At 71.3% G+C, this 24,658-nt stretch carries 22 protein-coding genes; 19 read left to right on the top strand and 3 right to left on the bottom strand.

Translation table 11 applies throughout. The features are described from left to right. Positions 1-58 precede the first annotated feature (58 nt). Together clpB and ACFVWW_RS11230 are read left to right on the top strand one after the other, a co-directional pair. Positions 59-2,677 (top strand): ATP-dependent chaperone ClpB, encoded by a 2,619-nt coding sequence (gene clpB / locus ACFVWW_RS11225; protein ID WP_384337319.1) that lies wholly within the window; start codon positions 59-61, stop codon positions 2,675-2,677. 126 nt (positions 2,678-2,803) lie between these two features. Continuing rightward, positions 2,804-3,334 carry a YbjN domain-containing protein gene (locus ACFVWW_RS11230; RefSeq protein ID WP_384337321.1) on the top strand — a complete coding sequence of 177 codons (531 nt, stop codon included), beginning with the start codon at positions 2,804-2,806 and terminating at the stop codon, positions 3,332-3,334. A 90-nt stretch (positions 3,335-3,424) separates the two neighbouring features. Here the strand turns inward: ACFVWW_RS11230 and ACFVWW_RS11235 are convergent, their stop codons facing one another. Then, complete coding sequence (locus tag ACFVWW_RS11235; RefSeq protein ID WP_384337323.1) at positions 3,425-4,609, bottom strand: pyridoxal phosphate-dependent aminotransferase; 1,185 nt, start codon at positions 4,607-4,609, stop codon at positions 3,425-3,427. Positions 4,610-4,795: 186 nt separating this feature from the next. Between ACFVWW_RS11235 and ACFVWW_RS11240 the strand changes: the two genes are divergently transcribed. From ACFVWW_RS11240 to ACFVWW_RS11320, 17 genes are all read left to right on the top strand, one after another. Next, a complete protein-coding gene (locus ACFVWW_RS11240) occupies positions 4,796-5,122 on the top strand; it encodes a hypothetical protein (protein ID WP_386877294.1) in 327 nt (108 codons plus the stop codon). Between the two features lie 322 nt (positions 5,123-5,444). Then, entirely contained in the window at positions 5,445-5,963 is a 519-nt protein-coding gene (locus tag ACFVWW_RS11245) for a DUF2617 family protein (RefSeq protein WP_384179428.1), read from the top strand. 54 nt (positions 5,964-6,017) lie between these two features. Then, a complete protein-coding gene (locus ACFVWW_RS11250) occupies positions 6,018-7,592 on the top strand; it encodes a polyamine aminopropyltransferase (protein WP_386877295.1) in 1,575 nt (524 codons plus the stop codon). A gap of 553 nt (positions 7,593-8,145) precedes the next feature. After that, positions 8,146-9,009, top strand: a complete 864-nt coding sequence (locus ACFVWW_RS11255; RefSeq protein ID WP_386877296.1) for an SRPBCC domain-containing protein — start codon at positions 8,146-8,148, stop codon at positions 9,007-9,009. Between the two features lie 9 nt (positions 9,010-9,018). Continuing rightward, positions 9,019-9,822 (top strand): aldose 1-epimerase, encoded by an 804-nt coding sequence (locus tag ACFVWW_RS11260; RefSeq protein ID WP_384337786.1) that lies wholly within the window; start codon positions 9,019-9,021, stop codon positions 9,820-9,822. Positions 9,823-9,827: 5 nt separating this feature from the next. Then, positions 9,828-10,367, top strand: coding sequence for an orotate phosphoribosyltransferase (gene pyrE / locus ACFVWW_RS11265; RefSeq protein ID WP_384337788.1), 540 nt, complete (start codon positions 9,828-9,830; stop codon positions 10,365-10,367). A 177-nt stretch (positions 10,368-10,544) separates the two neighbouring features. Next, positions 10,545-11,576 (top strand): class II fructose-bisphosphate aldolase, encoded by a 1,032-nt coding sequence (gene fbaA, locus ACFVWW_RS11270; protein ID WP_384191280.1) that lies wholly within the window; start codon positions 10,545-10,547, stop codon positions 11,574-11,576. 74 nt (positions 11,577-11,650) lie between these two features. Then, positions 11,651-12,820 (top strand): MalY/PatB family protein, encoded by a 1,170-nt coding sequence (locus ACFVWW_RS11275; RefSeq protein WP_386877394.1) that lies wholly within the window; start codon positions 11,651-11,653, stop codon positions 12,818-12,820. Positions 12,821-12,844: 24 nt separating this feature from the next. Beyond that, positions 12,845-14,308: an MFS transporter gene (locus tag ACFVWW_RS11280; RefSeq protein WP_384191278.1), complete on the top strand. Its 1,464-nt coding sequence runs from the start codon at positions 12,845-12,847 to the stop codon at positions 14,306-14,308. 67 nt (positions 14,309-14,375) lie between these two features. Then, on the top strand, positions 14,376-14,789 hold the full coding sequence (locus ACFVWW_RS11285) for a DUF3151 domain-containing protein (RefSeq protein ID WP_384191275.1): 414 nt from the start codon (positions 14,376-14,378) through the stop codon (positions 14,787-14,789). 172 nt (positions 14,790-14,961) lie between these two features. Beyond that, complete coding sequence (locus ACFVWW_RS11290) at positions 14,962-15,891, top strand: DUF3152 domain-containing protein (RefSeq protein ID WP_386877297.1); 930 nt, start codon at positions 14,962-14,964, stop codon at positions 15,889-15,891. A 181-nt stretch (positions 15,892-16,072) separates the two neighbouring features. Then, entirely contained in the window at positions 16,073-16,927 is an 855-nt protein-coding gene (locus tag ACFVWW_RS11295) for a tryptophan 2,3-dioxygenase (protein ID WP_384191271.1), read from the top strand. After that, positions 16,920-18,200 carry a kynureninase gene (gene kynU / locus ACFVWW_RS11300; RefSeq protein WP_386877298.1) on the top strand — a complete coding sequence of 427 codons (1,281 nt, stop codon included), beginning with the start codon at positions 16,920-16,922 and terminating at the stop codon, positions 18,198-18,200. Before ACFVWW_RS11295 ends, kynU begins: the two co-directional genes overlap by 8 nt. 107 nt (positions 18,201-18,307) lie before the next feature. Beyond that, a complete protein-coding gene (locus ACFVWW_RS11305; protein WP_384191267.1) occupies positions 18,308-19,192 on the top strand; it encodes an alpha/beta hydrolase family protein in 885 nt (294 codons plus the stop codon). Positions 19,193-19,349: 157 nt separating this feature from the next. Then, positions 19,350-20,588, top strand: a complete 1,239-nt coding sequence (locus ACFVWW_RS11310; RefSeq protein ID WP_386877395.1) for a sensor histidine kinase — start codon at positions 19,350-19,352, stop codon at positions 20,586-20,588. Beyond that, on the top strand, positions 20,585-21,244 hold the full coding sequence (locus ACFVWW_RS11315) for a response regulator (RefSeq protein WP_384191265.1): 660 nt from the start codon (positions 20,585-20,587) through the stop codon (positions 21,242-21,244). The genes ACFVWW_RS11310 and ACFVWW_RS11315 overlap by 4 nt, the downstream gene beginning before the upstream one ends. 111 nt (positions 21,245-21,355) lie before the next feature. After that, positions 21,356-21,949, top strand: coding sequence for a Uma2 family endonuclease (locus ACFVWW_RS11320; RefSeq protein ID WP_384332630.1), 594 nt, complete (start codon positions 21,356-21,358; stop codon positions 21,947-21,949). A 58-nt stretch (positions 21,950-22,007) separates the two neighbouring features. Here the strand turns inward: ACFVWW_RS11320 and ACFVWW_RS11325 are convergent, their stop codons facing one another. After that, positions 22,008-23,627: an ABC transporter permease gene (locus tag ACFVWW_RS11325; RefSeq protein WP_384332627.1), complete on the bottom strand. Its 1,620-nt coding sequence runs from the start codon at positions 23,625-23,627 to the stop codon at positions 22,008-22,010. Next, positions 23,624-24,613 carry an ATP-binding cassette domain-containing protein gene (locus ACFVWW_RS11330; protein ID WP_386877299.1) on the bottom strand — a complete coding sequence of 330 codons (990 nt, stop codon included), beginning with the start codon at positions 24,611-24,613 and terminating at the stop codon, positions 23,624-23,626. The genes ACFVWW_RS11325 and ACFVWW_RS11330 overlap by 4 nt, the downstream gene beginning before the upstream one ends. Between the last annotated feature and the right edge of the window lie 45 nt (positions 24,614-24,658).

Below are 24,658 nucleotides of genomic sequence, written 5' to 3' on the forward strand. Positions count from 1 at the left end.
TCGCCACAGTCAGAGTTGAGATCCGCGCAAGGATCCGCGCAAGGAGGAGAGAGCGCACGTGGACGCCGAGCTGACCAACAAGAGCCGGGATGCGATCAACGCCGCCACCAGCCGGGCCGTAGCGGCCGGGCACCCCGATCTGACCCCCGCACATCTGCTGCTCGCGCTGCTCGAAGGCCAGGACAACGAGAACGTCATCGACCTGCTGACCGCGGTCGAGGCGGACCGGGCTGCGGTACGGTCCGGAGCGGAGCGGCTGCTGGCCGCACAGCCCAGCGTCACCGGGTCCACCGTCGCACCCCCGCAGCCCAACCGTGAGCTGCTCGCCGTCATCGCCGACGCCGCTCAGCGGGCCAAGGAGCTGGGGGACGACTATCTCTCCACCGAGCATCTGCTCATCGGTACCGCCGCCAAGGGCGGCAAGGCGGGGGAGGTGCTGGACCAGCAGGGGGCCGGCGCCAAGAAGTTGCTGGACGCGTTTGAAAAGGCAAGGGGAGGGCGCCGGGTGACCACACCCGACCCGGAGGGTCAGTACAAGGCCCTGGAGAAGTTCGGCACCGATTTCACCGCCGCGGCCCGCGAGGGCAAGCTCGACCCGGTCATCGGCCGGGACCAGGAGATCCGGCGCGTGGTGCAGGTGCTGTCACGCCGTACGAAGAACAATCCGGTGCTGATCGGTGAGCCGGGCGTCGGCAAGACCGCCGTCGTGGAGGGGCTCGCGCAGCGCATCGTCAAGGGCGACGTGCCCGAGTCGCTCAAGAACAAGCGGCTGGTTTCGCTGGACCTCGGCGCGATGGTCGCGGGCGCCAAGTACCGCGGCGAGTTCGAGGAGCGGCTGAAGACCGTCCTCTCCGAGATCAAGGGGAGCGACGGGCAGATCATCACCTTCATCGACGAACTGCACACGGTCGTGGGCGCGGGCGCAGGCGGCGACTCCGCCATGGACGCCGGCAACATGCTCAAGCCGATGCTCGCCCGCGGTGAACTGCGCATGGTCGGCGCGACCACGCTGGACGAGTACCGCGAGCGGATCGAGAAGGACGCCGCCCTGGAGCGGCGCTTCCAGCAGGTGCTGGTCGCCGAGCCGACCGTCGAGGACACGATCGCGATCCTGCGCGGGCTCAAGGGCCGCTACGAGGCCCACCACAAGGTGCAGATCGCGGACGCGGCGCTGGTCGCCGCCGCCACCCTCTCCGACCGGTACATCACCTCGCGCTTCCTCCCCGACAAGGCCATCGACCTCGTCGACGAGGCCGCCTCCCGCCTCCGTATGGAGATCGACTCCTCGCCGGTCGAGATCGACGAACTCCAGCGCGCGGTCGACCGCCTCCGTATGGAGGAGCTGGCGCTGAAGAACGAGTCGGACCCCGCGTCCAAGCAGCGGCTGGAGAAGCTGCGCCGCGACCTCGCCGACCGGGAGGAGGAGCTGCGCGGGCTCAACGCCCGTTGGGAGAAGGAGAAGCAGGGCCTCAACCGCGTCGGTGAGCTCAAGGAGCGGCTGGACGACCTGCGCGGCCAGGCCGAGCGCGCCCAGCGCGACGGCGACTTCGACACCGCGTCCAAGCTGCTGTACGGGGAGATCCCCGGCCTGGAACGCGAGCTGGAGGAGGCCGCCGAGGCCGAGCAGGAGGCGGCCAAGGACACCATGGTCAAGGAGGAGGTCGGCCCGGACGACATCGCCGATGTGGTCGGCTCCTGGACCGGGATCCCGGCCGGCCGGCTGCTGGAGGGCGAGACGCAGAAGCTGCTGCGCATGGAGCAGGAGCTCGGCAGGCGGCTGATCGGCCAGACCGAGGCGGTCCAGGCCGTGTCCGACGCGGTACGCCGTACCCGCGCCGGGATCGCCGACCCCGACCGGCCCACCGGCTCGTTCCTCTTCCTCGGCCCGACCGGTGTCGGCAAGACCGAGCTGGCCAAGGCCCTCGCGGACTTCCTCTTCGACGACGAGCGGGCCATGGTCCGTATCGACATGAGCGAGTACGGTGAGAAGCACTCCGTGGCGCGGCTCGTCGGCGCCCCTCCCGGCTATGTCGGCTACGAGGAGGGCGGCCAGCTCACGGAGGCCGTGCGGCGCCGCCCGTACAGCGTGGTGCTGCTGGACGAGGTGGAGAAGGCCCACCCCGAGGTCTTCGACATCCTGCTCCAGGTCCTCGACGACGGCCGGCTCACCGACGGCCAGGGCCGGACGGTGGACTTCCGCAACACCATCCTGATCCTGACGTCCAACCTCGGCAGTCAGTATCTCGCTGAGCCGCTGACCAGCGACGAGCAGAAGAAGCGGCAGGTCCTGGGGGTCGTACGGGCCTCCTTCAAGCCGGAGTTCCTCAACCGGCTGGACGATCTGGTGGTCTTCACCGCCCTGTCGCGCGACGAACTCGCGCACATCGCCCGCCTCCAGATCGCCCGCCTCGCCAAGCGCCTCGCGGAGCGCCGGCTCACCCTGAAGGTCACCCCGGCGGCGCTGGAATGGCTGGCCGACGAGGGCAACGACCCGGCCTACGGAGCCCGCCCGCTGCGCCGCCTCGTCCAGACCGCGATCGGCGACCAGCTGGCGAAGGAGATCCTCGCCGGCGAGGTCACGGACGGCGACACGGTCCGCGTCGACCGCTCCGAGGACGGCCTGACCGTGAGCGCGGCAACCCCAGAACCGACAAAGCCACCCGCCAAGACGCTGTAAGGGGTGGGGCGCCGGCCCGCCTGCCGCCGTTCGAGTCAGCTCGCAGCGGATCGGGGCGGGCCGGGCTTGCCATGCCCCGGTTGGCATGGGGGAGGATGGGAGGAACCGTACGAAGGGAAATACACGGTGAGCATCGACCCGTCCTCGATTCCGAATTTCGGGGGCCAGCCCCAACCGCAGGGTGCAGGACCGGCGGGCCCCGTCGTCCCCGACCAGGATCTGGTCAAGCAGCTCCTCGAACAGATGGAGCTGAAGTACGTCGTCGACGACGAGGGTGACCTCGCGGCGCCGTGGGAGGAATTCCGTACGTACTTCATGTTCCGCGGCGAGGAGGACCAGCAGGTCTTCTCGGTGCGGACGTTCTACGACCGCCCGCACCCCATCGCGGACAAGTCCAAGATCCTCGACGCGATCGACGACTGGAACCGCCGCACGCTGTGGCCCAAGGTCTACAGCCACATCCACGAGGAGGGCGACGGTCCTCCCACCGTCCGGCTCATCGGCGAGGCCCAGATGCTGATCGGCATGGGTGTCAGCCTGGAGCACTTCGTGTCGTCGACGGTCAGCTGGGTGCGCGCCTCGATCGAGTTCGACAAGTGGCTCGTGGAGCAGTTCGGCCTGGCGCCGGCGGACGAGAAGCCCGACGACGAGGCCTGAGACGCCCCGCAGCGGAACCAAGAGCCCGGCAGGGGCTGTGATCACCACGATCGCGGCCCCCGGCCGGGCTTTTCGCCGCGTGGAACAGGACTACGCGAGGGTCTTGAGCCGGGCCGCCGCCTCCGCCAGGACGTCCGTGCGCTTGCAGAAGGCGAAGCGTACGAAGGGCGCGCCCTCCTCGCGGTGGTCGTAGAAGACGGCGTTCGGTACGGCCACGACACCGCACCGCTCCGGCAGGGCGCGGCAGAACGCGAAGCCGTCGCTCTCACCGAGCGGGCGGATGTCAGTCGTCACGAAGTAGGTGCCGGCCGGGCGGTAGACCTCGAAGCCGGCCGCCGTCAGGCCCGCGGACAGCACGTCGCGCTTGGCCCGCAGGTCGGCGCGCAGGTCGTCGAAGTAGCGGTCCGGCAGGCGCAGGGCCTCCGCGACCGCGTACTGGAACGGGCCCGACGACACATAGGTCAGATACTGCTTGGCGGAGCGCACCGCCGTCACCAGTGCGGGCGTCCCGGTCACCCAGCCGACCTTCCAGCCGGTGAAGGAGAAGGTCTTGCCGGCGGAGCTGATCGTCACGGTCCGCTCGCGCATCCCCGGGAAGTCCGCGATCGGGAGATGCTCGCCCTCGAAGACCAGATGCTCGTACACCTCGTCGGTGACGACCAGCAGATCGCGCTCGACGGCGAGTTCCGCGACGGCCGCCAGCTCCTCGCGGCTGAGCACCGTGCCGGTGGGGTTGTGCGGGGTGTTGAGCAGGATCAGCCGGGTGCGGGGGGTGACGGCGTCCCGCAGCTCGTCCAGATCCAGGTGGTACGCGCCGTCCCTGGGCCGCAGGGTGACGGGGACGCGGGTGCCGCCCGCCATACCGATGCACGCCGCGTACGAGTCGTAGTACGGCTCCAGCGCGATCACCTCGTCACCCGGCTCGACCAGGGCGAGCAGCGCGGCGGCGATGGCTTCGGTGGCGCCCGCCGTGACGAGGACCTCGGTGTCGGGGTCGTACGTCAGGCCGTACCGCTTGAGCTGGTGCTCGCTGATCGCGGTGCGCAGCTCGGGGACGCCGGGGCCGGGCGGGTACTGATTGCCGCGGCCGTCGCGCAGCGCGCGTACGGCCGCTTCCCTGACCTCCTCGGGGCCGTCGGTGTCGGGGAAGCCCTGACCGAGGTTGATCGCCCCGGTCCGTACGGCCAGTGCCGACATTTCCGCGAAGATCGTCGTGCCGAACTCGGCGAGGCGGCGGTTGAGCAGCGGGCGTGATCCCGGTTCGCGTGCGGTCATGCCGGCCATCCTGTGCCGAACCTCTGGAGTTGCTCAAGTCAGCTTTGGGCCGCCGGCGCCGAGGGGACACCCCAGTCACGCAACACGTTCATACAAGAAGGTCACGCAACACCGGTCAGTGCGAGGCCCGCCACGCGACGGGCGCGGGGGGTCTCGCTTCGGGGGAACAGAAGGACGGTGAGGACCATGACTGGTCTGGGAGTGGCGGTCGTTCTGATCGCGGTCGCGTTCATCGGGCTCGTGGTGAGTGTGGGCAGCCGGGAGAAGGCACGCCCGAAGCGCCGTGGGGCGTCCAGGAGCGGCGCGACCTCGGGCCCCTCTCTGAAGAAGAAGGGCGCGAAGCGCGCCGCCGGCGGCAGCTGGTGGGCCGGCGGCGGCAGCGGTAGCGGCGGCGGCAGTGGCAGTGGGGGGACCAGTTGCGGGGGCAGCTCATCCACCTGCGGCAGCAGCGGCTCCTCCTGCGGGGGCGGCTCGTCGTGCGGCGGCGGGGGATGCGGCGGCGGAGGCAGCTGACACGGGGCAGCTGGTCCGCGGTAGTCGATGTCCGGTGGGGAACGAACTCCCACCGGACATCGTCGTGTTGACCGGTTGGTTGACCCTTTTGGCTGTTTGGATTGAACATTTGACCAGTAAGGCCCCCGAGGGGATGGAAACAGGGCCAAGTTGGTTAAAAGTACTGTGAACGCTGGGTAGTTCGTGATTCCCTCGCTGTTGAGAGCTTCCAGCCCTCGGACCTCATATGGACCCCGAGCGGGCGATCTCCCCCCACAGTTCCGTCGCTCATCGTCCGGGACGTCCCCGGTTCTCCCGTCAAGCGTTTTTGCGGAGCCGACCCATGCTCACGACCCTAGAGACCGCCTACACCGACACCCGCGCCGCCGACCTGGCCTGGGCGTTGGGGCGGGAGCCGCTTCCCGCCCTGGCCGTCCTCAACCTCGACCTCGCCGGCGCTCTCCTGCAACTGAGGCTGCTCGGCGCCTCCCATCAGGTGCTTCTGGAGGAGGAGGGGGGCACCTGCTCCGAGACCGTCGCCTGTATCGCGGGCAGCAGCACGCCGCTGCCACTCGGCGTCTCCAGACCGCTGGGCGAGTGGGAGTACCAATTCGCCGCGCGCGTCGAGACCCTCTCGCACAGCTCGTTCGCCGGGCGCGCGCAGGAACTGCTCGCCCTGGTCAGCGACCACCCGAACGGGCTGGCCGGCACCTTCCCCGGCTCCCCGTACGCCTTCACCGCGATGCTCGCGCAGCACGACGAGGGCCAGGTGCGCTGGCGTACGTGGCACGCGTACCCCCAGGAGGGGCAGCTCGTCGCGACGCGTACGCGCGTCTGCGTCCGTACACCTGCCTCGTTGTAATTGCACCCGTGTGGGTGACAAAACGCAATGAATTCGTAACGTAGCGTTACGGGCATGATCGACCAGTCAGTGTCTTCGCCGCCCCAGGGTGAGACGCGGCTGCCCCTGCGCGGGGACGCGAGGCGTTTTCTGGTCCTCGCCGTGGTCTTCGTCTGCGCCGCGTGCGGACTGGTGTACGAGCTGGAGCTGGTCGCGCTCGCCTCGTATCTGATCGGGGACTCCGTCACCCAGGCGTCCGTCGTGTTGTCCGTGATGGTCTTCGCGATGGGCATCGGCTCGCTGGTCGCCAAGCGGCTGCGCTGCCGGGCGGTCGTCGGGTTCGGGCTGCTGGAGGCGGCGCTCGCGCTGCTCGGCGGCTGTTCGGCGCTCGTGCTGTACGCGAGCTTCGCGTGGATGGGTGAGTCCCGTTACGCGCTGGTCGGCTTCTCGCTCGGCATCGGCATCCTCATCGGCGCCGAGATCCCGCTGCTGATGACGCTCATACAACGGGTCTCCCGGCAGGACGCCGGCGGGACCGTCGCGGATCTCTTCGCCGCCGACTATGTGGGCGCGCTCGTCGGCGGGCTCGCCTTCCCGTTCCTGCTGCTGCCCTGGCTCGGACAGCTGACGGGCGCGCTGCTGACGGGCGCGGTCAACGCGGTGGCGGGCGGCGCGCTGGTCCTCTGGGTCTTCGGGCGCGATCTGACACCGCGTTCGCGCCGGCTGCTGGTGACCGTCAATGTCCTGGTGCTGGCGATATTGGCCACCGCGGCGGTCCTGGTCGACGACTTCGAGCGGGCGGCGCGGCGGGCGGTGTACGGGGACCGGGTGCGGGTCGCCGTCCACACGGATGTGCAGGAAGTCGTGCTCACCGGCGGGCGCTCGGGGCCGCTGGACCTCTATCTGGACGGGCGGCTACGGGTCAGCGGGCGGGACGAATACCGCTACCACGAGGCGCTGGTGCACCCCGCGATGCGCGGGCCGCACGCGCGCGTCCTGATCCTGGGCGGGGGCGACGGGCTCGCGGCGCGGGAGGTCCTGCGGTACGGGGACGTCCGCGAGGTCACCGTGGTCGAGCTGGACCCGGGGGTCGTCGGGCTGGCCCGTACGGACCCCGCGCTGGCGGCGCTGAACGGGCACGCGTACCGGGATCCGCGGCTGCGGGCGGTGTACGGGGACGCGTTCACCTGGCTGCGGGAGGTGCGGCGGGAGACGTACGACGTGGTCATCTCGGATCTGCCGAACCCGGGCATCACGTCCAGCACGAAGCTGTACTCAGAGGAGTTCTACGGCCTCACCGCGCGCGTGCTCGCGGACGGCGGGCGGCTGGCTGTGCACGCGGGGTCGCCCACGGCCCAGCCGCGCACGTACTGGACGGTCGACGCGACGCTGCGCGCGTCCGGGTTCAGCACGAGCCCGTACCGCGCGACGGGACGGCTGTCGCGCTTCGCGGCGGGGCCCGACCGGGGGCGGGGCGGCAGGTCGGCGGCGAGCGACTGGGGGTTCGAGCTGGCGGAGGTGGGCGGGCGGCCGCGGCTGGGGCTGGCGGCGGATGCGCCGAGGCTGCGGTCGCGGGGGGTGGTGGCGCTGGGGGCGGGGACGCGGGATCTGCCGCCGTCAACGCTGGTGCATCCGCGGTACGGGGGGTAGGGGGGCGTTTCGCCGTCCGGCGGGGGGTGGGGGTGCGGGCCGTTCGTTGGGGTGCGGGTGCCGGGGGTTCCGGAGGCGCGTGTCCGGACTGCATGATTTACGGCGCCCTGCGGACCGGAAGTCACGTGACCGGTTGTCGAGCGCCACAAATCACGCTTTACGTCCGGACACGCACCTCCTGCACCCCCGACCCCCTCCCGCCGGTGGCCCCCGCCCGGCTTGGGGAGGGGTGGGGTGGGGGGTCTGTGCGGGTGGTGGAGGGGGACGGGTAGGGGTGGTGTCCAGGACGTAGAGCGTGATTTGTGGCGCTCGACAAACCCGCACCCGGGATCCGGTCCGCACGCGCCGTAAATCATGCAGTCCAGGACACCACCCCTGCCCGGCACCCGGCGACAACCCGCACCCGAAAACCGGCCCCCGCCCAAGACAACCCGCACCCCGCCGGACGGCGACCCGCACCCGGCCAAGACCACCGCACCCCGCCGGACGGCGCCCCCGCCCAGACGAGCCGTTCCACCGCCGGACCGGGGCCGGGCTGAGTAGGCTCGGGGGCATGGAGCATGAGGTGTTCGTTCCGGTTACGGTAGAGGCTCTCCGGCAGACGCTGCGCGACCCCGCCCGGGTCGCCCGCTGCGTGCCGGGGCTCCAACAGGACGCCGAGGAGTCGGCCGGCCCGCTCTCGGGTCGTCTGAAGGTGCGTATCGGCGGCCATACGATCACCTACCGCGGCGCGCTGACCCTCGCCGAGCGGGACGGTGTGTTCGAGGTGGAGGGCGACGGCGCGGAGGTCCGTGGCACGGGCTCCGCCAAGCTGACGCTCACGGTCCGGCTGACGGAAGCCACGGGCGGCACGACGCTCGCCTTCACGGGTGGGTCGCGCTCCGAGGGCCGGCTCGCGGAACTGCCCGACGAAGCGACCGTGGCCGCTGCGCACCGCCTGCTGGACCGCCTGGCCGCGCGGCTGGGCGAGGAGTCGGCCCCGCCGGAGCCGTCGGAGGTGCCCGAACCCCCGGCCCCCGCGGACCCGCAGGCGCACACCACGGACACCCCGGCCCCCGCAGACGCAGACGCAGACGCGGCCGCGGACACCGCGGCCCCCGTGGAGCCAGACGTCGACGACGTGCCCGCGTTCGACGTGGACGTGACGCCGGCCGCTCTGGACGGCGAGACCGCGTCCGGGGAAGGGGACTTCCTCATTCCCGACGAGCCCCCCGCCGAGGCCGCCCACGCCCGGCGCACCATGATCGGGCGGAGCGCCGAGGAGGTCGATCACGCGCCGCCGCGTGGACGGTACGCACCCGTGCCCGCGCCCGAGTCCGCCAGCGCGGGGGCCACGCTCCGGTGGGTCGCGCCGGCCGCCGCCCTCGCGCTCGCCTCCGCCGTGGTGGTCGGACGCGTTCTGCGGCGTCGCAAGTAATGTCGGAGCGTGAGTAGCAGCGAAGAGAGCATCCGACTGGCGGCGGGCGACGCCGAGTTGACCATCAGCCCGGCGAACGGCTGCCGGATCGGCAGTCTGCGCATCGGCGGGACCGAGCTGTTGCGCCAAGGCGAGCGGTACGGCTGCTTCCCGATGGTGCCGTGGTGCGGGCGAATCGAGCACGGGCAGTTCCGCAACGGCGAGGTGGTCCGGCAGATGCCGCTCAACTCCCCGCCGCACGCGATTCACGGCACCGGCAGGGACACGGCCTGGCACACCGCCCGGATCGGCGAGAACAAGGCGTCGTTCACGTACGAGCTCGTCGACCCCTGGCCGTACAGCGGGCTGGTCACCCAGACGTTCGAGCTGACCGAGGACTCGTTGACCCTGGTGCTGGGGGTGGAGACGTACGACACCTCTTTTCCCGCCCAGGCGGGCTGGCACCCCTGGTTCCTGCGCAACCTCGGCGGCGAGGGCGCTGATGTGCGCGTCGACTTCACCGCCGCGTGGCAGGAGGAGCGCGGCGAGGATCATCTGCCCACCGGCCGCCGTATCCCGCCGCGCTTCAGTCCGTGGGACGACTGCTTCGGGATGCCGGACGGTGTCGATGTCACCCTCACCTGGCCCGGCCGGCTGGAGCTCAAGGTCGCCAGCCGCGCCGAGTGGGTCGTGATCTACGACGAGCAGGCCGAGGCGGTCTGTGTGGAGCCGCAGTCGGGCCCGCCGAACGGCCTCAACACCCTGCCCCGGCTGGTCACCCCCGTGGACCCGCTGGAGATCGCGACGACGTGGAGCTGGCGGGACCTAAGCTGATGGGCATGACTGACGTACGGGCTGAGCTGCTTCAGCTGATCAAGGACAAGGCCGTGGTGCACGGCAAGGTGACCCTTTCGTCGGGTCTCGAGGCCGACTGGTACATCGACCTGCGCCGGATCACGCTGGACGGACATGCCGCGCCGCTGGTCGGTCAGGTCATGCTCGATGCCACCGCCGAGCTGGACTTCGACTGTGTGGGCGGGCTGACGCTCGGCGCCGACCCCGTGGCGACCTCGATGCTGCACGCCTCCGCCGCGCGCGGGAAGCGCCTCGACGCGTTTGTCGTCCGCAAGGCGCAGAAGGCGCACGGCCTCCAGCGCCGGATCGAGGGCACGGACGTCAAGGGCCGGCGCTGCCTGGTGGTCGAGGACACCTCGACCACCGGCGGTTCGCCGCTGACCGCCGTCGAGGCGGTCCGCGAGGCCGGTGGTGAGGTGGTGGCGGTCGCGGTCATCGTGGAGCGCGGTGCGGCCCCCGCCATCGCGGAGGCGGGGCTCCCGTACCTCAATGTCTATGCGCTGGACGAGCTCGGCCTCGCCTGACCTGGTTCTTCGATGCGGGCTGGGCCGTTTCACGTGAAACGGCCCAGCCCGCATCGCCGTATCTGCCGTGCTCCAGGTGGAGCCCGGACAGGAGTCTGGAAAGATGGGGGCGACGATGACGTCGCCCCCAGGTCAGGGACAAGCACCTCACACCCGCACATCACAAGGAGCGGCCCGATGCCCATCGCAACCCCCGAGGTCTACAACGAGATGCTCGACCGGGCGAAGGCAGGCAAGTTCGCCTACCCGGCCATCAATGTGACCTCGTCGCAGACCCTGCACGCTGCGCTGCGCGGCTTCGCGGAGGCCGAGAGCGACGGCATCATCCAGATGTCCACCGGTGGTGCCGAGTTCCTGGGCGGTCAGTACAACAAGGACATGGTGACCGGCGCCGTCGCGCTCGCCGAGTTCGCGCACATCGTCGCCGCCAAGTACGACATCACGGTCGCGCTGCACACCGACCACTGCCCCAAGGACAAGCTGGACGACTATGTCCGTCCGCTGCTCGACATCTCCGCCGAGCGCGTCCAGGCCGGTCGTAACCCGCTCTTCCAGTCGCACATGTGGGACGGCTCCGCCGAGACCCTCGCGGACAACCTGTCCATCGCCGAGGAGCTGCTCGCCAAGGCCGCCGCCGCCAAGATCATCCTTGAGGTCGAGATCACTCCGACCGGCGGCGAGGAGGACGGCGTCACCCACGAGATCAACGACGAGCTGTACACCACCGTCGATGACGCGCTGCGCACCGCCGAGGCCCTCGGCCTGGGCGAGAAGGGCCGCTACCTGCTGGCCGCGTCCTTCGGCAATGTCCACGGCGTCTACAAGCCGGGCAATGTCGTGCTCCGCCCCGAGCTGCTCAAGGACCTGCAGGCGGGCGTCGGCGCCAAGTACGGCAAGCCCGCCGGCAGCCAGCCCTTCGACTTCGTCTTCCACGGCGGCTCCGGCTCCACGGCCGAGGAGATCGCCACCGCGCTGGAGAACGGCGTCGTGAAGATGAACCTCGACACCGACACCCAGTACGCGTTCACGCGCCCCGTCGCCGACCATGTGCTGCGGAACTACGACGGTGTGCTGAAGGTCGACGGCGAGGTCGGCTCCAAGAAGACGTACGACCCGCGCACCTGGGGCAAGCTGGCCGAGGCCGGCATGGCCAAGCGGGTCACCGAGGCCTGCGCCGCGCTGCGCTCCACGGGCACCAAGATCAAGTAGAACCGAGCAACAGCCTGTGCACGTCGGGCCCGGTATCGCTGTCGGTACCGGGCCCCCGTCATGCCCGGAGGAGAATCACCGTGGGCTACGACTTCGACACCCCCATCGACCGCTACGGCACCTGGTGCGTGCAGTGGGACGGCGTCGCGGACCGCTTCGGCGTCGATGGACTGCTCCCCTTCACCATCTCCGACATGGACTTCGCCTCGCCGCCCGAGGTGCTCGACGCGCTTCAGCGGCGCATCGCCCATGGCGTCCTCGGCTATACCGACTGGCGCAACGAGGATTTCCTGTCCGCGATACGCCACTGGTTCGCGTCGCGGTACGACACCGATATCGACACCGAGCGCGTGGTGTACGGGCCGTCCGTGCTCAATCAGCTCTCCCAGCTGCTGCGCATGTGGACCGAGCCGGGGGACGGCGTCGTCGTCCACACCCCTACGTACGACGGCTTCCTCAAGTCGATCTCCGGGCTCGGACGCGACCTGCGCGGGGCGCCGATCGGCGATACGGCGGCGCTGGAGCGGCAGCTCGCCCGGCCCGGCAGCAAGGTGCTGCTGCTCTGCTCGCCCCACAACCCCACCGGACGGGTGTGGACGGAGGACGAGCTGACGGAGTTCGCCCGGCTCGCCGAGGCATACGGTGTCGCCGTCATCAGCGACGAGATCCATGCCGACTTCGTCCATGCGGACTCCGTGCCCGAGGGGTACCGCCATCTGCCCTGGACCCGGTTCGGTGCCGGCCGGTGGGCGCTCATCACCTCCGCGTCGAAGGCCTTCAACTTCCCCGCGCTGAGCGGCTCGTACGGAATCATCGGTGACCCGGACGACCACGCGGCCTTCCTGCGCCGGATGGAGACCGGCGAAGGCCTCGCCTCGCCCGCCGTGCTGACCCTGACCGCGCATATCGCGGCGTACCGCGAGGGCGGCCCCTGGCTGGACGCCCTCAACACGTATGTGGAGGGGAATCTGCGCAGCGTCGCCGACCGGCTCGACTCGGCCTTCCCGCAGCTGGACTGGCGGCCCCCGCAGGCCGGCTATCTCGCCTGGATCGATCTCCGGGCCCTCGGGGTCGATGACGACGCGGTCCAGCGGGATCTGATCGAGCGCGAGAAGGTCGCGATCATGCCGGGCGCCACCTATGGGAGCGCCGGTTTCGTACGACTCAATGTGGGGTGCCCCCGCACCAAGGTGGAACAGGGCACCGACGCCCTGATCCGGGTGCTGCGCCGGCTCGCCCCCTAGCCCGGGGGCGGGGATGATCCCGGTATGGACATCAGGCTGTCCTCGGCCAAGGGCCGCTGGGTCATTCTGACGACGGTGCTCGGTTCCAGCATGGCCCTGCTGGACTCCACCGTCGTCAATGTCGCGCTCCCCCATATCGGGGACAGCCTCAACGCGGACCTGGCGGATCTTCAGTGGACCGTCAACGCCTACACGCTCACGCTGGCCGGGCTGATCCTGCTCGGCGGGTCGCTCGGCGACCGGTTCGGGCGGCGGAAGATCTTCGTTCTCGGCACCGTCTGGTTCGCGCTCGGCTCGCTGCTGTGCGGGCTCGCGCCCAGCGCGATCGTGCTGATCATCGCGCGGGCGTTGCAGGGCGTGGGCGGGGCGCTGCTCGTACCGGGATCGCTCGCGATCATCCAGGCGAGCTTCCATCCGGACGACCGGGCGCGGGCCGTCGGGGTGTGGTCGGGGCTCGGCGGGGTCGGCGCGGCGGTCGGCCCGTTCCTGGGCGGCTGGCTGGTCGACGGGGCCGGCTGGCGCTGGGTGTTCTTCATCAACCTGCCGCTGGCCGCGATCTGTGTGCCGGTGGCGCTGCGGCATGTACCGGAGTCCAGGGATCCGGCGGCGCACGGCCGGTTCGACGTACTGGGCGCGGTGCTCGGCGCGGGGGCGCTCGCGCTCGTGACGTACTCGCTGATCGCCAAGGCGCTGTGGGCGGGGGTCGCGGGTGTGCTGGTCGCCGTCGTCTTCGTGCTGGTCGAGCGGCGCAGGGCGGACCCCATGCTGCCGCCGTCGATCTTCGCGTCCCGGCTGTTCACCTCGGTCAACCTGGTGACGCTGTGCGTGTACGCGGCGTTCGGCGGCTTCTTCTTCCTCACCGCGCTCCAGCTCCAGGTCGTCGTGGGGTACTCGGCGCTGGGCGCGGGGGCGGCCCTGCTGCCGACGACCGTGCTGATGCTGCTGTTCTCCGCGCGGTCCGGTGCGCTGGGGGCGAAGATCGGCCCGCGCATTCCGCTCACGGTGGGGCCGCTGCTGTGCGCGGCGGGGCTGCTGCTGATGCTGCGGGTGGGGCAGCACGCCTCGTATCTGGCGGATGTGCTGCCCGCGCTCGTGGTGATGGGGGCGGGCATGGTGACGCTGGTCGCGCCGCTGACGGCGACGGTCCTGGCCTCCGTGGACACCGCGCGGGCGGGCCTGGCCAGCGGCATCAACAACGCGGCGGCCCGCGCGGCCGGACTCCTGGCGGTGGCCGCGCTGCCGCTGCTCACGGGTATGGGCCCGGAGTCGTACCGCTCGGCTACGCAGTTCGGCGAGACCTTCCGCCGCGCGATGCCGCTGTGCGCGGGGGTGCTGGTGCTGGGCGCGGTGATCGCTTTCTGGCGGATCCGTACGCCGAAGGACGCGGCGAGCCGGCCGGAGTGCAGGATCCACTGCGGTCTGACGGCGCCGCCGCTGGAACCGGTGACGGCCGAGGGACCTACGGACCGGCCCGCGACCGCCTCGTAGGTCCGGTGAGACCGGGCCCGGGGGCCGATGGCGAGAGTCGCCGGAGCGGGCAAGGCAGACTGTAGACATGGCCATCCATGAAAACCTCCTGGGGGGACCGCCCCCCACCCACCTGCCCGACGATCCCGAGCCGCGCGAGCTGCTCGCGAACGGCACGCCGCCCACCGATGTCGCCGCGAAGTACCCGACCTCCTCGCTGGCCTGGGCGCAGCTCGCCGACGTCGCGTTCGAGAACGGCCGGGTCGTCGAGTCGTACGCGTACGCCAGGACCGGCTACCACCGCGGACTCGACTCCCTGCGGCGCAGCGGGTGGAAGGGGCACGGCCCGGTGCCGTGGGAGCACGAGCCGAACCGCGGCTTCCTGCGGGCCCTGCACGCGCTCGCCCGCGCCGCGCAGGCGATCGGTGAGCAGGAGGAGTACGAGCGCTGCGCGACGTTCCTGCGGGACTCCTCGCCGCTGGCGGCTGACACCCTCGGCTGAGTTGTCCGGTTGAAGAAGCAACCTTTCGAAGGCCCGGCCCGTCTCCCAGGGCGCGGGCCTTCGGTCTGTACGATCGCACGCGTTGTCGCATCACCAGTCACTTCCGGCACAGAGGCCCCACAGCACCCCACCTCTCCCCCCGCCGCCGGCCTCACCAGGGGAGAAGTCTGTCGTGGGCAAGCGTGCCGTCGGCCGCCGAGGACGCCGTCGTGGGCCTGCCCGCGGGCGCGGTCGCAGGAGCAACCGCGGCCGCCGCTCGCCGGCCCACATAGTCCTGGCAGGACTCGTCCTGGCCGCCGTGATCGTCGGCGGCGGTGCCGCCGTCGCCTCCTGGCAGGGTGACGAGGCGGGGACCGGTCCCGCCACGGCCCGCGAGGTCACGGACCCCCTCCGCTCGCCGGAGCCCACCCCCTCCGCGTCGGCGTCCTCGAAGCGCCCGCCCTCCTTGCCCTCTCCGCCCTCTCCGCCCGCGAGTCCCAGCGCTTCCGTCGAGCCGGGCTCCTCCGCCTCCTCGCGCCGCCCGCCCGCGCCGCCCCGCGTCCCCGCCTCGGGCCCCGGCACCTTCACCACCGCGCGGGCCGACGGCGACCGGGTCGGCTCAGGACCGTTGCGCCGCTACCGCGTGCAGGTCGAGAACGGCATCGACATCTCCGCCACGGGGGCGGCCGCCGAGATCCAGCGGATCCTCGCCCACCCGCGCAGCTGGGCCGCGCACGGCCGGGGCACCTTCCAGCTGGTCTCCTCGGACGCCGACTTCGTCATCCGTATCGCCACCCCGGCCACCGCCGACCGGCTCTGCCTCGCCCAGGGGCTCAACACCCGCGGCGAACTGAACTGCGAGACCGTCGACGGCGTCGTGGTCAATCTGCGGCGCTGGGTGCTGGGATCGCCGACGTTCCGCGGGTCCGCCGCGGAGTACCGGCACCTGATCATCAACCACGAGGTCGGCCATGAGATCGGTATCCGGCAGCACATGGGCTGCCGCGGCCCCGGCAAGCTCGCGCCGGTGATGATGCAGCAGATCAAGGGCCTCAACGGCTGCCGGTCCAATGCCTGGCCGTACAACGAGCACGGGACGTACATCACCGGCCCGACCCTCTGACAGAACTCGGAACTCGGACCCCGCAGCCCGGAGCCTGGACCCCGGAGCGGACGTGGCATATCGAGCCCGCATATGGAGCCCGGATCCGGACCCAGGATTATGATGCGCGGAGGGGACCGGGGCTCCGTAACCAACACGGAAGGGGCGGACCGCTACCCGGTAGCAATTCGAGGAGACAGAGATGTCACACGACCCCGATGCCTCCGGAGCCGGCACCGCCGGTTCGGACACCCCGAATCTCGACTTCGCGGGGACGACCCCGTACGAGGACTATGTCCAGGCGGACGTCCTCACCCACTTGCAGCACCCCCTCTCCGACGACCCCGGCGAGATGGTCTTCCTCGTCACCACCCAGGTCATGGAGCTGTGGTTCACGGTCATCGTCCATGAGTGGGAGACGGCGTCCCGCGCGCTGCGCGAGGACCGGACGCAGGTGGCGGTCGACGCGCTCAAGCGGTCCGTACGCGAGCTGGACGCGCTCAACGCCTCCTGGAAGCCACTCGGACAGCTGACTCCCGCGCAGTTCAACTCGTACCGCAGCGCGCTCGGCGAGGGCTCCGGCTTCCAGTCGGCGATGTACCGGCGGCTGGAGTTCCTGCTCGGCGACAAGTCCGCCTCCATGCTCGTCCCGCACCGGGGCGCGCCGCGCGTCCACGCCGAGCTGGAGAAGGCGCTCCAGGAGCCGAGCCTGTACGACGAGGTGCTGCGGCTCCTCGCGCGGCGCGGACTGCCGGTGCCGCCGGCGGTGCTCGACCGCGATCTCTCGAAGCGGTACGAGCCGTCGGCCGCGATCGAGGAGATCTGGGCCGGCATCTACCGCGACCCCGACCAGCACACCGAGCTCATCCGGCTCGGCGAGGCGCTGACGGACGTGGGCGAGCTGGTGTGGCGCTGGCGCAACGACCATCTGGTGGCGACCCGGCGGGCGATGGGCTCCAAGACCGGCACGGGCGGCTCCGCGGGCGTCGCCTGGCTGGAGAAGCGGGCCACCAAGAACGTCTTCCCCGAGCTCTGGACGGCGCGCAGCCATGTCTGAGTCCCGCACCGACGTCACCGACGTCCCCCACCTCACCGACCGCACCGGCGCCGCCGAATCCCTGGCCGAGCGCGCCGCCGAGCTGGACGCCGCCGACGAACTGGCCGAGCGGCGCAAGCTGTTCACCCTCGACGACGACTCCGTCTATCTCGACGGCAACTCGCTGGGCGCGCTGCCCCGCCATGTCCCCGAGCGGATCCAGGACGTCATCAGCCGCCAGTGGGGCGAGCTGCGCATCCGCTCCTGGACCGAGGGCGGCTGGTGGACCGCGCCCGAGCGGATCGGCGACCGGATCGCGCCGCTCGTCGGCGCGGGCCCTGGGCAGATCGTCGTCGGCGACTCCACCAGCGTCAACGTCTTCAAGGCCGTGGTGGCGGCGGTACGTCTCCTGGACCCCGCGGAGCCGGCCAGGGACGAGATCCTGGTCGACGCCACGACCTTCCCCACGGACGGCTACATCGCCCGGTCCGCGGCCCGGATGACCGGCAGGCCGATCGTCCCCCTCGACCCGGAGAACCTGCTCGGGGCCCTCGGACCGCGGACCGCTGTGGTGCTCGTCAACCATGTCGACTTCCGTACGGGCCGCCTCCACGACCTCCCCGGCATCACCGCCGCCGCGCACGAGGCCGGGGCTCTGGTCGTCTGGGACCTGTGCCACAGCGCGGGTGCCCTGCCGGTCGGCCTGGACGCGCACGGCGTGGACCTCGCGGTGGGCTGCACGTACAAGTACCTGAACGGCGGGCCGGGTTCGCCCGCCTTCCTGTACGTCGCGGAGCGCCACCAGGCCCGCTTCGACTCCCCGTTGCCCGGCTGGAACGCGCACACCGATCCGTTCGCGATGGCCCAGGACTTCGCGCCGGCGGACGGCGCGGTCCGTGGCCGGGTCGGCACCCCCGACATCCTCTCCATGCTGGCGCTGGAGGCGTCCCTCGACGTCTGGGAGGGGGTGCGGGTGGAGGCCGTACGAGCGAAGAGCCTGGCGCTCACGGACTTCTTCCTGGAGTGCGTGGAGGCATACGCGCCGCCGGGGCGGGTCAGGTCGGTGACCCCCGCCGCGCACGCGGAACGCGGCAGCCAGGTCGCCCTGCGATGCGTCGAGGCGCCCGCCGTCATGGAGACGCTCATCGCCCGGGGAGTGATCGGCGACCTCCGCAGGCCGGACCTTCTGCGGTTCGGATTCACCCCGCTCTATGTGGGCTTCGCCGACGCGGAACGGGCGGCGAGAGTGCTCGCGGAGGTCCTGACGGAGGTCCCGGCGGGCCCGCCCGCCTGACCCGTGTCCGGCCGGGGGGCCGAGGGGTGTGATCAACGCCCGCCGGGGCTGATACCGTCCCCGCTGATCAGGTCAATTCGGCCCCCGTACCGAGAGGTTGGAGCAACATGCCGGACCCCGCCGCGCACGATGCCGTTGCTCGTGACGCCGCAGAGGCCGAATCGGTCTTCGCCCATCCGGGCGTCCTGCCCGATGCCACCGCGGCGTACGGCGAACACCCTGATCAGGTGATCGACTTCTATGCCCCCCGGGGCAACCAGGAGCGGGTGCCTCTCGTCGTCGTGCTGCACGGCGGGGCGTGGCGGGCGCCGTACGACCGGGGACACCTCACCCCGTTCGCGGATTTCCTGGCCCGCCGGGGGTTCGCCGTCGCCAATGTGGAGTACCGGCGGGGTTCCGCCATCCCGCAGCAGGGCGGCGGCGCTCCGGTGGCGGGGCGCTGGCCGGAGACGTTCGACGATGTGGCCGCCGCGATGGACGCGCTGCCCGCGCTGGTCGCGGACGCGCTGCCGCAGGCCGACGCGCGGCGGATCGTGGTGACCGGGCACTCCGCCGGCGGCCATCTCGCGCTGTGGGCGGCGGCCCGGCATGTGCTGCCCGAGGGCTCGCCCTGGCGGCTGCCGCACCCACCGCAGTTCCGCGGAGTGGTCGCGCTCGCGCCGATCGCGGATCTCGTACGCGCCGTCGAGCTGGACGTGTGCGGCGGGGCCATCCTCCAGCTGCTGGGCGGCGAGGAGGAATTCAAGAAGCGCAGGGAGAGCGCCGACCCGGCCGCCCTGCTGCCGACGGGCATCGCGACCGCCGTGGTGCAGGGCCGTACGGACCTCACCGTGCCGTACGCCGTCCCCGAGGCGTACGTGGACGCGGCGGCCCGGGCGGGCGAGATGGTCGGCCTGACCCTGCTGGAGGACGTGGGCCACTTCCCGCTCATCGACCCGGCGGCGGACGCGTGCGCGGTGGTCGCGGAGGAGATCGCCCAGCTCGCCTGGTGAGTGCCGCGCTCCGTGCCTGGTGGGAGCGTGTAGTACCTGGGAGGGACGGGGAAGGATCCGCTTCGCTGGTGACGACCCCGCCCGGCACGCCCCCTACCGTGGCAACGTGACCCAGACACATACCGGGAAGACCCGGAGCCCCGAGTTCCGGCTGGCCATGAACGCGATCGGCGGCCTGCGCCAGGACCTCTTCCACGACGCCTTCGCCTATCGCCCGCTGAAGCCCATGCGGACGGACGGCCCGATCACCCGCCGGCTGCCGCGCCGGATACGGGAGCGCGCGGCCTGGACCCCGCACGCCGTGATCGTGGGATGCGCGCTGATCGTGGTCCTCATCGGCTACAACAGCGGCCTGCTCGACATCCTCCCGGCGGTGCCGGTGCTGCTCACACTGGTCAGGCCGGTCGGCGCCTGGTGGCTGCTCATGATCGGCAGCGGCTTTCTGGGTCTCGTCTCCGGCGGCTACGGCGGCTGGCCCTGGACGCCGAGCGCCTTCGCCGCGGCTCTCTTCGTGATGACGGTGACGGCGATCCGCACCAGGCCGCGCACCGCCGCCTGGATGTGGGTGCTCACCGCCCTGTACGGGCTGTTCGCCGAGGCCGTCCTCAACCGCGGCTACTTCCCCACCACCCCTCCGCTGCTCTTTGTCTCCGCGCTGGTGCTGCTGACGGTGACCGTGCTCCACGTCCGCCGCGACGCACGGCAGGAGGTAGCCGCCCAGCAGAGCGTCACCGCCGTCGAACGCGACCGGCGCACGCTGCTCGAAGAGCGCACCACCATCGCCCGCGAGCTGCACGATGTGGTCGCGCACCACATGTCGGTCGTCGCGATCCAGGCCGAGGCCGCCCCGTACCGGGTGGAGAACCCACCGCCCGAGCTGGAGCAGGCGTTCGTCACGATCCGGGAGAACGCGGTGGCGGCGCTGACCGAGCTGCGCCGGGTCCTCGGTGTCGTACGGGCGGAGGACTACCAGGCCCCCGATGCCCCGCAGCCCACGCTCGCCGAGCTGGAAGGGCTGCTCGGCAACGTCCGGGACGCCGGCCTGACCGTGGAGAAGACAGTCACCGGCGCGGTCCGCGAGCTGCCGCAGGGCGTGGAGCTGTCGGCGTACCGCATCGTTCAGGAGGCCCTCAGCAACGCGCTGCGGCACGCACCGGGATCGACGGCGAAGGTCGAGATCTCGTACGTCCTGGGCGGGCTCGGCCTGCGGATCGTCAACAGCGCGCCGCAGGGCCTGGTCAAACCGTCGCCGGGGGCAGGGCACGGCATCACCGGGATGCGGGAGCGTGTCTCGATGCTGAGCGGCGAGATGACCGCGGACCTCCTGGAGGACGGTGGCTACGAGGTCGCGGCGTTCATCCCGGTGACCGCCGTGCAGGACGGGGACGCGTCATGACGATCCGGGTGCTGATCGTCGACGACCAGGTGATGGTCCGCGAGGGCTTCTCGGTCCTGCTGAACGCGATGCCGGACATCGAGGTCGTCGGCGAGGCGGTGAACGGCCGCGAGGCCGTCAGCCAGGTCGCCGTGCACCGCCCCGATGTGGTGCTGATGGACATCCGGATGCCGGAGCTGAACGGCATCGAGGCGACCCGCGAGATCGTCGCGGCCGACGCCGACGCGAAGGTGCTGGTACTGACCACCTTCGACCTCGACGAGTACGTGTACCAGGCGCTGCGCGCCGGAGCCTCGGGCTTCCTCCTGAAGGACGCCTCGGCGCGGCAGCTGGCGGACGGCGTGCGGGTGGTGGCGTCCGGCGAGGCGCTGCTGGCGCCCACCGTCACCAAACGCCTGATCACGGAGTTCTCTAAGCTCTCGGAGGCCCCGCGCGCCCCGGCGATGGCCCGGATCGGCGATCTCACGGAGCGCGAGACGGAGGTCCTGGTCCTGATCGCCCAGGGCCTGTCCAACGCCGAGATCGCCGAGCATCTGGTGGTCGCCGAGTCCACGATCAAGACGCATGTGAGCCGCATCCTGGTGAAGCTGGGGCTGCGGGACCGCACGCAGGCGGCGGTGTTCGCGTACGAGGCGCGGCTGGTCACACCGGGGTGAGGCGGCGAGCACCGGACAGCTGATCACTCGCACGAGTGATCACACCGGGAAAGCCGACCCGTCTGCCCGCAGGGCGCGACACACTGGCATCCGCCTGACAGGAGGTGCACGATGACAGTTATGGCAGAGCGCGTGGTTCAGATGTCCGTCGAGGAGTTCGAGAAGCTCGCCGAGCTCGTCGAGAGGGAATCCGACGCCGTCAGGCTGGAGTTCATCCACGGACGGATCGGGATCAGGGGCATGACGGACGGCGACCACAGCGAGATCATCCGGTGGCTTCAGAAGCGGTGCATGCAGGTCCGTACCGATCTGTGGCTGTACGCCGGCGGTGAACTCGGGCTTCAGGTCGAGGCGTACCGCAAAGGCCGGGCCAAGCCGGATGCCGTCCTCGCCCCGGAGGACACCTTCGCCGGACAGGGCGATTGGGCCAGCCCCGAACATGTGGTCATGACCGTCGAAGTCACCTCGTACGACTCCGACACCGACCGGCGGGACCGTAAGGAGAAGCCCGCCGCCTACGCTGCGGCCGGGATCCCGCTCTATCTGCTGATCGACCGTGACCATGGCAGGGTCACCGTGCACAGTGACCCGGGGGCGGACGGCTACCGCTTTCGTCAGACGGCGGACTTCGGCGCGAAGCTCACTCTCCCGGACCCTGTCGGCATCGAACTCGACACCGAGGCCCTGAAGAAGTACGTGCGCTGACGCACGTCGGCCGCTTTGTCCACAGCCTGTGGACAAAGCGGCCGACGTGCATCTCCGGTCAGCTCAGCATGTCCCTGCGTCGCAGTCCCGCCAGCCCCGCCGCCACCAGCGCCGCCGCGAGCGCGGTCAGCGCCAGCACCGGCGTCCAGGCCATCTCCGTGCCCGGCAGCTTGGGCAGGTGCCCGAACGGCGACAGGTTCAGCACCGACTGCGGGAAGCCCAGCGCCGGGCCGATCCAGCCCAGGGCCAGGGCGAGGCCCGCGACCGCCCAGCCGGCGACGGCCGCCTTCGGGACGAGGCCGTACAGCGCCACCGCCAGCGCGCCCAGCACCCAGATCGCGGGCAGCTGCACCAGCGCGGCGCCCAGGAGGGCGGGCAGGGCCCGGCCGTATCCGATGGCCAGCCCCACCCCGCCGAGCAGCATGACCAGGGCGCCGCCGCCGAAGGCGATCATCAGATGGCCCGCGGCCCACCGCAGCCGTCCGACTCCCCCTGCCAGCACCGGTTCGGCGCGCCCGCCGGTCTCCTCGCCGTACAGCCGCAGCACGGAGGCGACCACATAGAGCGCCGCGACCATGGCGAGCACGCCGACCATCGCGGCGAGGAAGGCGTCGGTCAGGCCCTGCCGGCCGCCCATCCGCTCGATGATCTCCCTGGTCTGCTGGTTGCCGCCGACCAGGTCCGCCGCTCCGTCGGTGATGCCGCCGAAGACGATCCCGGCGAGCAGGAAGCCGGTTCCCCAGCCGAACAGGCTGCCGCGCTGGAGCCGCCAGGCGAGCCCGCCCGCCGTGCGCAGCCTGCCCCGCGCCGGTCCTGGGCGCGCGGGCAGGAAGCTCATCCCGATGTCGCGCCGGCCAGCGAGTGTGTACGCGAGGACGGCCTGGACGGCGATGGCGGCCGGCAGCATCAGCAGCACCCACCAGCGCTCCCCGGCGAAGGCGCGGACGTTCTCCGCCCAGCCGAGCGGGGAGAGCCAGGTCAGCACGGAGGAGCCGTCGTCCGACGCGGCGTCACCGGCCGCCTTGAGTACGAACGCGGCGCCGACGACGGCGCCGGAGAGGCCCTTGGCGAGGCGTGCGTTCTCGGTGATCTGCGCGGCGATGGCGGCGGTGCAGGCGAAGAGCATGCCGACCCCGGCGACGGCGAGGCCGAGAGCCAGTGCGCCGGCCGTGTCCCCGACGTATCCGGCGAGCCCGGCCACGATCACCAGGGCCAGTGCGGCGTTGGCGATCAGCGCCGTGAGCAGCGCGGCGGTCAGCGGCGCCCGGCGCCCGACCATGGCCGAGGAGAGCAGTTCCTGACGGCCCGTCTCCTCTTCCTCCCGGGTGTGCCGTACGACGATGACCAGGCTCATCACGGCGGCGAGCGCGGCACCGAAGCCGACCATGCGCACGGCGGTGAGCCCGCCGATGGAGTCGGTGAAGACCGGTCCGTACAGGGCGCGCAGCGAGCTGTTCGCGGACATCGACCGCGCGAGGTCCGCCCGCGCGGCGGCGGTGTCGTACAGCGCGGAGTAGGACTGGGCGACGGACGCGAAGGAACCGCCGAGGACCAGCACCCAGACCGGGATCATGATCCGGTCGCGGCGCAGGGCGAGCCGCAACAGCGGGCGGGTGCCGGCCAGATGGCGGGAGCCGGCGGTGCGGGCCGCCGGGACGGCTACGGCGGCGGCGGTCATCGCGACACCGCCTCGTCGGTCGTGGACGCGTCGGTCGCGGTCGCGGACGGGGGCACGTGGGTCGCGGGCGCGCCGGTCGTCTGCTCGTCCGGCGCGTAGTGGCGGAGGAACAGCTCCTCCAGGGTGGGCGGGGTACTGGTCAGCGAGCGGATGCCGGACGCGGAGAGCGAGCGGAGCACCGCGTCCAGCTGGTCGGTGTCGACCTGGAGCCGGACCCGTCGGCCCGGGCCCCCGGCGACGGACTGGTCGGCCAGGTTGTGCACCCCGGGCAGCTCGGCCAGTCCGGCGGGCGGCCCCGAGAGCTCCGCGCTGACGCTCGTACGGGTCAGATGGCGCAGCTCGGTGAGCGAACCCGACTCGACGGTCACGCCCTTGCGGATGATGCTCACCCGGTCGCACAGCGCCTCGACCTCGCTCAGCACATGGCTGGAGAGCAGGACGGTCCTGCCGCGGTCGCGCTCCTCCGTGACGCACTGCTGGAAGACCTCTTCCATCAGCGGGTCGAGTCCCGAGGTCGGCTCGTCGAGGATGAGCAGATCGACGTCTGAGGCGAACGCGGCGACCAGCGCGACCTTCTGGCGGTTGCCCTTGGAGTACGTACGCCCCTTCTTGGTGGGGTCGAGTTCGAAGCGTTCGACGAGAGCGGCCCGCCGCGCCGTGTCGAGCCCGCCGCGCAGCCGCCCGTACAGGTCGATGACCTCGCCGCCGGAGAGGTTCCGCCACAGCGTCACGTCCCCGGGTACGTAGGCCACGCGCCGGTGCAGCTCGACCGCGTCCCGCCAGGGATCCCGGCCGAGGAGCTGGGCCGCGCCGGAGTCGGCGCGCAGCAGCCCGAGGAGGACCCGGATGGCGGTGGACTTGCCGGCTCCGTTGGGGCCGAGGAAGCCATGGACCTCGCCGGTCTCGACGGCGAGGTCAAGGCCGTCCAGCGCGTGCGTCCGGCCGAACGACTTGTGCAGTCCGGACACGGTGATTGCCTTGGTCATGTTTCGGAACGTACGCTACTTTCACAAACTTGTGAAGTTAAGGAA

The sequence above is a fragment of the Streptomyces sp. NPDC058198 genome (assembly GCF_042882605.1).
Taxonomy (GTDB): domain Bacteria; phylum Actinomycetota; class Actinomycetes; order Streptomycetales; family Streptomycetaceae; genus Streptomyces.

Coding starts and splice junctions, on each gene's coding strand:
- fbaA (WP_384191280.1), top strand. CDS start 10,545: ATGCCCATCGCAACCCCCGAGGTCTACAACGAGATGCTCGACCGGGCG.
- ACFVWW_RS11245 (WP_384179428.1), top strand. CDS start 5,445: ATGCTCACGACCCTAGAGACCGCCTACACCGACACCCGCGCCGCCGAC.
- ACFVWW_RS11255 (WP_386877296.1), top strand. CDS start 8,146: ATGGAGCATGAGGTGTTCGTTCCGGTTACGGTAGAGGCTCTCCGGCAG.
- ACFVWW_RS11320 (WP_384332630.1), top strand. CDS start 21,356: ATGACAGTTATGGCAGAGCGCGTGGTTCAGATGTCCGTCGAGGAGTTC.
- pyrE (WP_384337788.1), top strand. CDS start 9,828: ATGACTGACGTACGGGCTGAGCTGCTTCAGCTGATCAAGGACAAGGCC.
- ACFVWW_RS11315 (WP_384191265.1), top strand. CDS start 20,585: ATGACGATCCGGGTGCTGATCGTCGACGACCAGGTGATGGTCCGCGAG.
- ACFVWW_RS11310 (WP_386877395.1), top strand. CDS start 19,350: ATGAACGCGATCGGCGGCCTGCGCCAGGACCTCTTCCACGACGCCTTC.
- ACFVWW_RS11240 (WP_386877294.1), top strand. CDS start 4,796: ATGACTGGTCTGGGAGTGGCGGTCGTTCTGATCGCGGTCGCGTTCATC.
- ACFVWW_RS11305 (WP_384191267.1), top strand. CDS start 18,308: ATGCCGGACCCCGCCGCGCACGATGCCGTTGCTCGTGACGCCGCAGAG.
- ACFVWW_RS11295 (WP_384191271.1), top strand. CDS start 16,073: ATGTCACACGACCCCGATGCCTCCGGAGCCGGCACCGCCGGTTCGGAC.
- ACFVWW_RS11235 (WP_384337323.1), bottom strand. CDS start 4,609: ATGACCGCACGCGAACCGGGATCACGCCCGCTGCTCAACCGCCGCCTC.
- ACFVWW_RS11280 (WP_384191278.1), top strand. CDS start 12,845: ATGGACATCAGGCTGTCCTCGGCCAAGGGCCGCTGGGTCATTCTGACG.
- ACFVWW_RS11250 (WP_386877295.1), top strand. CDS start 6,018: ATGATCGACCAGTCAGTGTCTTCGCCGCCCCAGGGTGAGACGCGGCTG.
- ACFVWW_RS11330 (WP_386877299.1), bottom strand. CDS start 24,613: ATGACCAAGGCAATCACCGTGTCCGGACTGCACAAGTCGTTCGGCCGG.
- ACFVWW_RS11325 (WP_384332627.1), bottom strand. CDS start 23,627: ATGACCGCCGCCGCCGTAGCCGTCCCGGCGGCCCGCACCGCCGGCTCC.
- ACFVWW_RS11285 (WP_384191275.1), top strand. CDS start 14,376: ATGGCCATCCATGAAAACCTCCTGGGGGGACCGCCCCCCACCCACCTG.
- kynU (WP_386877298.1), top strand. CDS start 16,920: ATGTCTGAGTCCCGCACCGACGTCACCGACGTCCCCCACCTCACCGAC.